This is a genomic window from Desulfobotulus sp. (assembly GCF_034006065.1).
In the GTDB taxonomy this organism is placed as follows: domain Bacteria; phylum Desulfobacterota; class Desulfobacteria; order Desulfobacterales; family ASO4-4; genus Desulfobotulus.
In genome coordinates this window covers 1-8,236 of the sequence record NZ_JAVETM010000073.1, presented here as the reverse complement: position 1 = coordinate 8,236, position 8,236 = coordinate 1, and the positions used below count along the sequence as shown (strand labels likewise).

18 protein-coding genes, 1 other RNA gene and 1 pseudogene are annotated in these 8,236 nt (G+C 58.5%); all 20 read right to left on the bottom strand.

The window, feature by feature from the left end; genetic code table 11:
* A pseudogene (locus RBR60_RS15580) lies at positions 1-189 on the bottom strand (hypothetical protein); the annotation flags it as partial.
* Positions 186-725 (bottom strand): phage protein Gp27 family protein, encoded by a 540-nt coding sequence (locus tag RBR60_RS15575; protein ID WP_320358478.1) that lies wholly within the window; start codon positions 723-725, stop codon positions 186-188. The pseudogene RBR60_RS15580 and the gene RBR60_RS15575, both read right to left, overlap by 4 nt.
* Before the next feature lies 1 nt (position 726).
* Positions 727-1,023: a hypothetical protein gene (locus RBR60_RS15570; protein ID WP_320358476.1), complete on the bottom strand. Its 297-nt coding sequence runs from the start codon at positions 1,021-1,023 to the stop codon at positions 727-729.
* Positions 1,013-1,357, bottom strand: a complete 345-nt coding sequence (locus RBR60_RS15565) for a DUF2730 family protein (protein ID WP_320358474.1) — start codon at positions 1,355-1,357, stop codon at positions 1,013-1,015. Before RBR60_RS15565 ends, RBR60_RS15570 begins: the two co-directional genes overlap by 11 nt.
* Before the next feature lie 2 nt (positions 1,358-1,359).
* A complete protein-coding gene (locus tag RBR60_RS15560) occupies positions 1,360-1,884 on the bottom strand; it encodes a hypothetical protein (protein WP_320358471.1) in 525 nt (174 codons plus the stop codon).
* Positions 1,881-2,276, bottom strand: a complete 396-nt coding sequence (locus RBR60_RS15555) for an N-acetylmuramoyl-L-alanine amidase (protein WP_320358469.1) — start codon at positions 2,274-2,276, stop codon at positions 1,881-1,883. Before RBR60_RS15555 ends, RBR60_RS15560 begins: the two co-directional genes overlap by 4 nt.
* Before the next feature lie 273 nt (positions 2,277-2,549).
* Complete coding sequence (locus RBR60_RS15550) at positions 2,550-2,978, bottom strand: Mor transcription activator family protein (protein WP_320358467.1); 429 nt, start codon at positions 2,976-2,978, stop codon at positions 2,550-2,552.
* Positions 2,959-3,381 (bottom strand): hypothetical protein, encoded by a 423-nt coding sequence (locus tag RBR60_RS15545; RefSeq protein WP_320358465.1) that lies wholly within the window; start codon positions 3,379-3,381, stop codon positions 2,959-2,961. The genes RBR60_RS15550 and RBR60_RS15545 overlap by 20 nt, the downstream gene beginning before the upstream one ends.
* 11 nt (positions 3,382-3,392) lie before the next feature.
* An RNA gene (locus RBR60_RS15540) (hammerhead ribozyme type II) lies at positions 3,393-3,459 on the bottom strand.
* Position 3,460: 1 nt separating this feature from the next.
* Complete coding sequence (locus tag RBR60_RS15535; RefSeq protein ID WP_320358463.1) at positions 3,461-3,763, bottom strand: hypothetical protein; 303 nt, start codon at positions 3,761-3,763, stop codon at positions 3,461-3,463.
* On the bottom strand, positions 3,760-4,413 hold the full coding sequence (locus RBR60_RS15530; protein WP_320358461.1) for a DUF3164 family protein: 654 nt from the start codon (positions 4,411-4,413) through the stop codon (positions 3,760-3,762). Before RBR60_RS15530 ends, RBR60_RS15535 begins: the two co-directional genes overlap by 4 nt.
* Positions 4,414-4,660: 247 nt before the next feature.
* On the bottom strand, positions 4,661-4,861 hold the full coding sequence (locus RBR60_RS15525) for a hypothetical protein (RefSeq protein ID WP_320358459.1): 201 nt from the start codon (positions 4,859-4,861) through the stop codon (positions 4,661-4,663).
* A 101-nt stretch (positions 4,862-4,962) separates the two neighbouring features.
* Complete coding sequence (locus RBR60_RS15520) at positions 4,963-5,196, bottom strand: hypothetical protein (protein ID WP_320358457.1); 234 nt, start codon at positions 5,194-5,196, stop codon at positions 4,963-4,965.
* Positions 5,197-5,331: 135 nt separating this feature from the next.
* The gene (locus tag RBR60_RS15515) at positions 5,332-5,796 is read right to left on the bottom strand and encodes a hypothetical protein (RefSeq protein WP_320358455.1); all 465 of its coding nucleotides are present in this window, start codon (positions 5,794-5,796) and stop codon (positions 5,332-5,334) included.
* Positions 5,797-5,798: 2 nt separating this feature from the next.
* Positions 5,799-5,981: a hypothetical protein gene (locus RBR60_RS15510; protein WP_320358453.1), complete on the bottom strand. Its 183-nt coding sequence runs from the start codon at positions 5,979-5,981 to the stop codon at positions 5,799-5,801.
* Complete coding sequence (locus RBR60_RS15505; protein ID WP_320358452.1) at positions 5,969-6,295, bottom strand: hypothetical protein; 327 nt, start codon at positions 6,293-6,295, stop codon at positions 5,969-5,971. The genes RBR60_RS15510 and RBR60_RS15505 overlap by 13 nt, the downstream gene beginning before the upstream one ends.
* A gap of 101 nt (positions 6,296-6,396) precedes the next feature.
* Positions 6,397-6,861 carry a regulatory protein GemA gene (locus RBR60_RS15500; protein ID WP_320358450.1) on the bottom strand — a complete coding sequence of 155 codons (465 nt, stop codon included), beginning with the start codon at positions 6,859-6,861 and terminating at the stop codon, positions 6,397-6,399.
* 99 nt (positions 6,862-6,960) lie between these two features.
* Positions 6,961-7,182 carry a hypothetical protein gene (locus tag RBR60_RS15495; RefSeq protein ID WP_320358448.1) on the bottom strand — a complete coding sequence of 74 codons (222 nt, stop codon included), beginning with the start codon at positions 7,180-7,182 and terminating at the stop codon, positions 6,961-6,963.
* A complete protein-coding gene (locus tag RBR60_RS15490) occupies positions 7,182-7,907 on the bottom strand; it encodes an ATP-binding protein (protein WP_320358445.1) in 726 nt (241 codons plus the stop codon). Before RBR60_RS15490 ends, RBR60_RS15495 begins: the two co-directional genes overlap by 1 nt.
* 24 nt (positions 7,908-7,931) lie before the next feature.
* Positions 7,932-8,236 (bottom strand): hypothetical protein (locus tag RBR60_RS15485; protein ID WP_320358443.1); only part of this gene is annotated, 305 nt, incomplete at its 5' end.

Genomic DNA, 8,236 nt, shown 5'->3' with positions numbered 1-8,236 from the left:
CATCTCCAGATTGTAACCCATGTAAAATACGTTCATGCCGCCCTCGGTTTTGGTCTTGGCCGCATACCCCACGGCAAGGGCACCCGCCGCCCAGGAGTACCCCGTACGACGGCTCTTTTCCACCACAGTGACGGCGCTGGCCCGAACCTCACGGATCAGCTCCGCCTGATACGGAAGAAAGGATCTCATACCCCACCCCGGCTCATGCGCTCCATGATGGCATCAATGGTCTCCCCGCTCACACCGGCAGCCTTCGCCGTCTCCCGAACCCCCTTGGCAGCCTCGGCCAGTACCTGCTTGCGGATGGCGGCAATGCGCTCCACAGAGAGCTTGTCCGCTGCATTCAGGTCCCGCATGGCTCCCGCCAGCATGGCCACCTCCTTGGTGCTCACCGCAGCCCCCTCATCCCCGGCCCCTGCAAGCTGCTGAAAGGCCACTGTGCGCAGCATTTCGCTTAAAAGCCGTCCCACATCCCCGGACGGCTCCTCCTCCAGCTTGCCCACCCAGACCTTGGCCAGCTCCTGGGCCTCCCGGTAACGCTCCATCTGCGTCCGCGTGGATTTCACATAGCGGCCCACGGCAGACCGGGAGGGCGCATCCCCACCCATCATGCCGTCCAGGTGCGCCACAATCTGGTCGATGGTGGCCCTGTCCTCCCGCACCAGCCTGTCCACAGCCTCACGGATACGTTTATCCAGACCTTTAATGCTGCTCCTGCGGGCCATGTCACACCCCCGGAAGCGGGCGCTTCACACCGGCAACACGCGCACGGCCTCCAGCCACATCCGCTCCCCGTGTTGTCAGCGTGGCCACGGCCACACCGCCTGGATGGGACACCGTCGCAAGGCCCTGTTCCGCCAGCCAGCCAAGCTCCGTACATACCCGGTCGTGGCTCACCGTATGCCCGAAATCGGGCAGGGCCGCAGTCAGCAGATAGGCGTTGGCCGTGTAGCCCTCCGAGGCCTCCAGCAGCCGCAGCAGCACCAGACGCCTGTCCTCCGTAATCAACCGCTCATACCCCATTCCGCCTCCCCTGATTGATCAGATGCTCATTGATCAGATCCACGGCCCGTGCAAGGCCCTGTAACGCGCCTTTAATCTCCCGCAGGTCTCCGCCCAGCGTGGCAATGCGGTCGTGCAGATCCGCGATGTGGGCAGCCGTCGGCAGGTGCCGCATGTCCCGCTCAACGCAGGACACCCGGTCCTCCACGCAGGAAACCCGCTCCCCCACGCTGTCAATGGCAGAGCGGGTGGCATGGTTCCGCCCCACCCACCAGCTATAAACCCCGACACCCACCACACCGGTAGCCGTGCCCAGATCCAGAAGAAATTTCAGTGCTGCCCAGTCCCATTCCATCGTCACCTCCTCTGGGTATCCTTTTCTTTCGATCCCAGGGATGAGCCAAACCAGAATTGCAGGATCATCGGAATGGATGCCGTAAGGACGCCGATCACCGTATTCAGAATGCCAAATACGCGATCCCCGAAATCCGCATCGCTGTTTACAACCAACAGCGCCAGCATAATGAAATACCCCAGCACAAACACGCCGCTCAGCAGCACCTGGGGCCAGATCGTCAGCTTAAGAATCTGCCGGGCATTCTGCTTGTCCGATACGTACAAACGCTCCTGATCCAGCCCCAGAGCTGTCATGCGGATCTGAAAATCCTGCTCCATGCGCTTCAGCTCCATGAGCCGCTCCGGTGTGGCCGACTCAATGGCAGCCGCCAGATCCTGCTCCGTTGCGTTGGCATCTCCCAGAAATTTTTCGCAGAGATACCGCACCGCCACCCCGCCCGCAGGCCCGGTCAGACTGGCCGCTATACCGGGAGCCACGTTCTGTACCAGCCGCTTCCAGGTTGCCACCTGGCCCGATCCCTTCATACCCGCCTCCGGCCCGCCCACCACAGGGCCGCGTCGAAATTGGGGCAGGTCTTGCGGGAATCCAGATCCCTGTGCCCCACAACCACGGCCTCAGGGCAGAGTGCCTGCCATTCGCGCAGCACACCCTCCAGGGCTTCCATCTGGGCCTCCGTAAAATGGTCCCGCCCCACAAGGCAGACCCCGAGAGAGACACCATTAAAGCTCTGCACATGGGCACCCACCCAGTAGGGGGGTCTCCCTGCCTCCACGGTGCCATCCCTGCGGATCACCGCGTGATACCCGATACCGTCCCAGCCCCTTTTCCTGTGCCAGCTGTTAATCTCTGCCGCCGTCACCTCCCGGTCGTTCGGCGTGTCCGAGCAATGCACCACCAGATACCGTATCCCTTTCATACACCCCTCCCAGCTTCTTTCCCAAAAAGGGGTCAGACCCCTTAAAGGGTGTGTCTTTTTTTAAGGGGTCTGACCCCTTTTTGACATGTCTCCACAGTCCTGTTTTTTCACCCTGGGAAACAACAGGGGGTTTCAAGTATTTATGAAAGGAAAAGGGCGGCCCTTGCGGACCGCCCTGAAGTATTTTTTCTTCTTTTTTTAAAGACCCTAAGGTCATTAAAGACTTTAAAGACCTTAAGCTTTTTGCAGGGGCAGGCCCCGTGCCTGCCCGTTTCAAAACCCCGGCAGAGACACCTGCCCCCGATCCTGCCGCAGCCTCCGCTGCACGCTGATAATGTTGTAAATCTGTGCCGTGGTCAGCCCCACACGACGGGCAAGCTCCAGATGGTTGGAACCGTCAAAGGCGCGGTAGATGGCAGCATCCCGGATGGCGCGCCGCAGTCTGTCGTCCTTGGGCAGATAGATGCTCCGCCCCCCCAGATGATGCGCAATGACCACAATGATATCCTGGGCCTGCGCCATGGCCTCCTCCGATACCATCTGCCGGTCCACCTCCAGGTGGTCCGCCAGCACATCCACAAGTTCCGCCAGAAGCTTCGGCCATACCCCCTGGGATTCCCGCATATCCGGTGTCATTCCGGACAAAACATGCTGCGATTCCATGACACTGGTCTCCACCACATCACTCAGACACTTGGGCATCGGCATCCTCCAGGGGGTAGTGGTTGATTTCCAGCAGGACAACAGCCTGACAGGTTTTTTTCAGGTGCCGGATGAGGGCACCGGGGCTTTTCCAGCCCCATGAATAAACCTGTATTTTAGCGTCCAGATCCATGCCAATCCTTTTCATCAGTGCTTTATCTTTGGCAGTATGTTTTCCTTTATGAATACGACGTTCGCTTTGCCTTGCAAACCGCCGCCGGATGTCCGTGTCCTCCATCAGCCACTCTGCCCTGAACTTACCATTGACGTACCAGGCAATCTCAAGCCGCATCTTTGTATGAAACACAAACAGGGTCAGCTCATACCCGTCGCACATCAGCGTAGCGCTGCCATAGGGAGCACTCAGGGCCTGTTCCACCCGTTTCCAGTCTTCATTTTTCATGCCTTCCTCCTCTTTGGCTGCTCATCAGCGCCGGGCCACCGCGCCCGACGGACACCCCACTCAGGGGGTGTTTCGCTTTTTACCGCCCCACCGACATCACCCGCATACAATAGTCCACAACCGGCTCCAGAGGCCCCCGGAATCGCCACAGTTGAGCCATCACATAGACCTTTCCCGAAACCTTCACCCTGTCCCAGCGCTCATGGGGCAGGGCCTTCAGGCTCACCACCAGGGCGGCCTTAAACCCTTCTTCGTCCACAGCCCGGCGACCGAGGCCCCCGCCGCCCGCCGCCCGCCTGTCCATCTCCACCAGCATCTGGGCCGTAAGCCTCGCCATGGTACTTTCCCGGATCTCTTCCGGATACTGAATGTCTTCACTCATGCCTCCACCTCGCCGGGTCTCGCATCCACCACCGCCAGATCCAGAGGGATGGCCCGGTACTGATCCGTATCTCCCACACGCTCATACACCCGCACATACACGGCGGTTCCGGCCGTCTGGATGGAGTCCGTCAGGGCCTGCATGGCCCGTCTCCACTCATCGTCCTCAATATTGAGCCGCAACAGCTCTAAAATGGCCGATGTCCGTATCTGCCCCTTGCTGTCCGTCCGGAACGCCCTGTCCACCAAAGCGCAGATATTAGCATTTGCTCCCTCGCTCCATCGCAGGATGCAGGCATTTACAAGTTCCTTGGCGGCCTCGATTTCTTCGGTGAACACGATGCGCTCCGCGTAGGTTCGCTGTATTTTGTACTGGCCATTGTAAGAGGTGATAGACACATTCCCCTTCTTGCCGCCGATCTGCACCTCATAACGCTCCGCAGCAATGGCCACCAGATCAGCTACGTCCTTCAGGGCCTTGTATTTGAAGGCCTGAAGACGACGGTGAATATCCACAGCCTCGGCAGCAAGGTTCCTTGCCACCTCATCCCGCAGCAGATCATGCTCCCGCACCTGTGCGACGGGCACCAGATGCCCGGCTGCGTTTTCCATATAGCCTTCCTGCGGCTTGGTTCTGACCATTTCCAGCATGATTGAACTCCTTTCAAAACAGGCTCAGTTGTACTTCCCTGGGAGGCGCGGCCAGCAGTCGCTGCCTGGCCTCCCGCGTTGTCACCAATTCAACGCGGGCCTGGATCGCTGACCATTTGCTCAGGGTTTCTGCAAGATCCGCCAGATGCTCCGGGCTCGCAGAACATACGGCAAAAGCCTCGCCAGACGCAGGGTCTGCGGCTACATACACAAGATTCTGTTTCGACTTTTTTTTCTCTTCATGTGTTCAGTCTTCATCTCTCGCCCCTTCCACCGCTTGAATAATAAGTGCCGCCATTATGGCCACCCCTGAATTTTCATCCCATACCGCTCCGTCAGTTTTTATGGGTGGATCAAATTTCATATTTATTGTGCAGTCTTCGTCGCCCGCTGCCCCGGTCACGGTTACAATAAATTTAAGTTTCTTTTTCATCTGGTCAGTTTCCATTGTTTGCTCCTTCTGATAAATCAGGGTTGGTGTTTTGGTCGGATTCGCCGGGCTGCCACCCGGCGGGTGCGGCAATGCGCCGCACCTCCGGCCTTTTTATTTCAAAGGGTTTCCAGCGGCATCTGCTCCAGAGCTGCCACCCGTTCCGCCAAAGCAAAAAGGTTGTTGCCAATGCCAATAATCTTCCGCAGATCTTTGTTTCCCACACGCTCCGTCAGGCTTTTAACCTCCAGACCCAGGGCATGAAGCTCTCCGGATATGGGGCCGTGGGGTGTCGCTGCGTCTTCTGTTATCGGTGTTAAATCTGCCTGGGGTTGCGCCATTGCTGCCTTCATTTCTGCCTCCTATGAACTTGCCTTGAAAAATACCCCCGTCTGTACTCCATGAGAAAAGGGTGCTTTTCCCATCTGACAGGGATTCCGTTCTTTCGGTCGGCCCTGCCCTGTGCGTATGCAGAGACCCGTCGCTGTTTATTTTTCCCCATGCTGCTGTTTCCTCTTTTTTTCAATGTATTCATCCTGCCATTTCATGGCGGCGGCACAGGCATCTTCGTAGGTCTCCGCATAGATCCATTTCGTGGTGTAATACCCCCAGCTCCCGCTATGGCCGCGGGCTGTAAAATTTTCCGGGATTGGCGTGGCAAACTGGACGAGGAAGCCGGATTTCCCATTGTCCCAAAGAAATTGGGAAATTTCTTCGTACTCGTTCCATTCCAGTCCAACTTCCGCTTCATTCTTCAGGCCAAGGTCAAGGAAAACGTCATCCCAATCATAACTGAATGCATCTTTGGCACTCTCTGGCCATTCACCTGCCAGCATTGATCCAATGTGAATGATGGTTTCTGCTCTCAGGCTTCTTCCCTCAAATTCCCCTGCAATTTGTTTTGATGTCATTTTGACCCCATCAAAGACCTCCGTTTCATTAAAGATATCCATGTTCAGGACTCCCGCGCCTGCTGCAAAAGGCTGCCCTCATTAAGGTCGTTAAAGTCCTTAGAGACCTTAGGGGTTTTAAAAGAAGGCCGGGCCGCTTCTAAAGCCTGACCACAGACCTCATACAGGTCGGACAAAAGATCCAGACCGGAAAAACCCGGTGCTTCGCGCTGCTTTACCGTGTGCATAACTGCCTCTCCTTCCGCGTGTTTACGCCGTCCATCCCCAGCATCCGCTCCCAGATGCGGGCCACGTCCATGCTCCTCTGGTCTAAAAGGGGTCTGACCCCTTTTTCTCCTACCCCTTTTTCTCCTTTTTCTTCCTTGCCTTTCTCCGTCATCATCGCTATTCTTCCTTCGCTTTTTACTGTTGTTTGCCCCCCGGTGGTTCCCGTCACCTGGGGGCTTTCTTTATGGGGCAGGGCAGGCAGGGCCAGTGCCAGCATCCATGCCAGCAAACAGACCTGCACCAGACCCAGCCCCGCCACAGCCATACGCACCACCTTCCCGCCTCCCTGTACTGGTCAAAAAGTTCCTCTTTTAAATCTCAAATAATGAGAGCCATGTAGGGGCAGGCCCCCGTGCCTGCCCGGCCCCGAAGCCCTCACGCTGCGGACTCCGCCTGCCGCTTCCACCGCCGCATCCCGTTTATGATGTTCGTTGCCTGCTTCCTGCTGGCAAAGCGCACATCCTCCACACCCGCCGTGTGCTTCACAAAGCCCCGCAGCCTCCCGTCGTCCAGACCGTCTTTCCATCCGCGCTCAAAGGCCAGTCGCTCAATCTGCGCCAGTTGCAGGGTGGTGGGCTTCGTCAGATCCCGACCCCCGCGGGGAGCAGGGTTCGGAACATAGATATCCGCCCCCATGTCCTTCAGCATCCAGCACCACTCAGCCAGCTCGGTGTCGCTCATGTCCCGGCAGGACGCATGTCCCGTGTGGGTCTTCTGAATATCCCGCCGCGTGTCCTCATCCCACCCAAGCTGGGTCGCGGCCTTGTGGGCGATGTGCAGCAGGGTGCGCCTGCGCTGGGGGATCTCTTTCTTTGTGTCTTTTTTCGTATCTTTTTTCATGTCTGATCTCCTTCGCACCGTTCACGGTGAGCTGTGAGCTTGACGAACAGTCGAACCGTTTCCGTTCCGGGTGATGAAAAGGTTAGGGGGTGAGGGCACCTATGCCCGGAGTTCCGCCACCCGGCAGCCTTTACAGTCCTGCCGGGGGCATTCGATACAGACCTGATCCAGCGGAGCAGAGCGCCCCTTATCCATGGCCGACATCAGGGCCTGATACCGCTTCACCAGATCCCCGTTTCTGTCGTACTTTCCGTTTTTGAGCAGGGATGCCGCAGGTTTGGAGCAGCCCAGCACCGCACAGATTTCATTCAGGGTAAGCATCAGGCCGCCCCCGCCTCTCTGCGGTTGGCCGTCCAGGTCAGGGCCGCCTCAAGCACCGGCATGGTCAGCACGGCCACGTTGTTGGAGCGGCAGATGCGCACACACTCTTCGGCCAGCTCCACCGCCTCGCCCCAGTTCCCCTTGCGGCAGCCCTGCCAGAACTTGGTGGCCGTCTCCCGGTCCACATCGCCAAAGCGGGGCTGGAGCACGTAAAGGAAGGTTTCTGAACGGTCGAGGTGTCCCATGCGTGCCCGTTTCGCTCCGATCCTGCGGCCAAGCTGCAACAGCAGGGGCCGGGTCTTGGCGTTCATGAACTGACGCTCATAGATTTCTGTTCCCACCAGCAGCACGGCAAAGCCGCACTCATCGGCCAGATACCGCAGGGTCTCCAGCGCCTGCCACCGCAGCTTGTTCGCTTCATCGAGAATCAGAAGCGGACGTTCCGCCTGGGAGAGGCCCCATTCCGCCAGCATCCCCATCCACCGGGTAGAAGGCCCCTCAATCCCGGCGGCAGCAGCCACCCCGCCCAGAAGGGCGTACCGGCTCATCCCCTCATAGGCGCACACCCGCATGGCAGCATGGCGGGACATGATGGCGCGGGCCGCCATGGTCTTGCCCGTACCCGTATCGCCAATGATTTCGCCAACGGACGCGCCGGGTGTGGCCTTCAGCAGCGATGCCAGTGCCAGTGCTTCCCGTATGAATTTGGTTTCTGCGATTTCCACAACATCCTCCTTTAAGGTTATGAATTACCAGCCTTGTGCCCTCAGGGCCGCAATCTCCGGGTCTTCCTGCACACCCCAGCGATTGAGGGAGAGCGTCTCCGCATCCTGCGACTTTGCTGCTATAGACAAGGTCTGTTCGACCGCCTTGTGGCGGTTGTCGTACAGCGCCTGGGCTTCCGGTGTGGTGATGCAGATCTTGCCCGCTCCGGCATCCGTGGCATCAATGGCCTCCCGGACACCCGCCAGCTGGGCGAATTCCCGCATCAGCTCCCGAGGCTCCAGCCAGCTCACTTCCCCCTTCATGATCTGCACCGCCTTCCGGGCCTCCT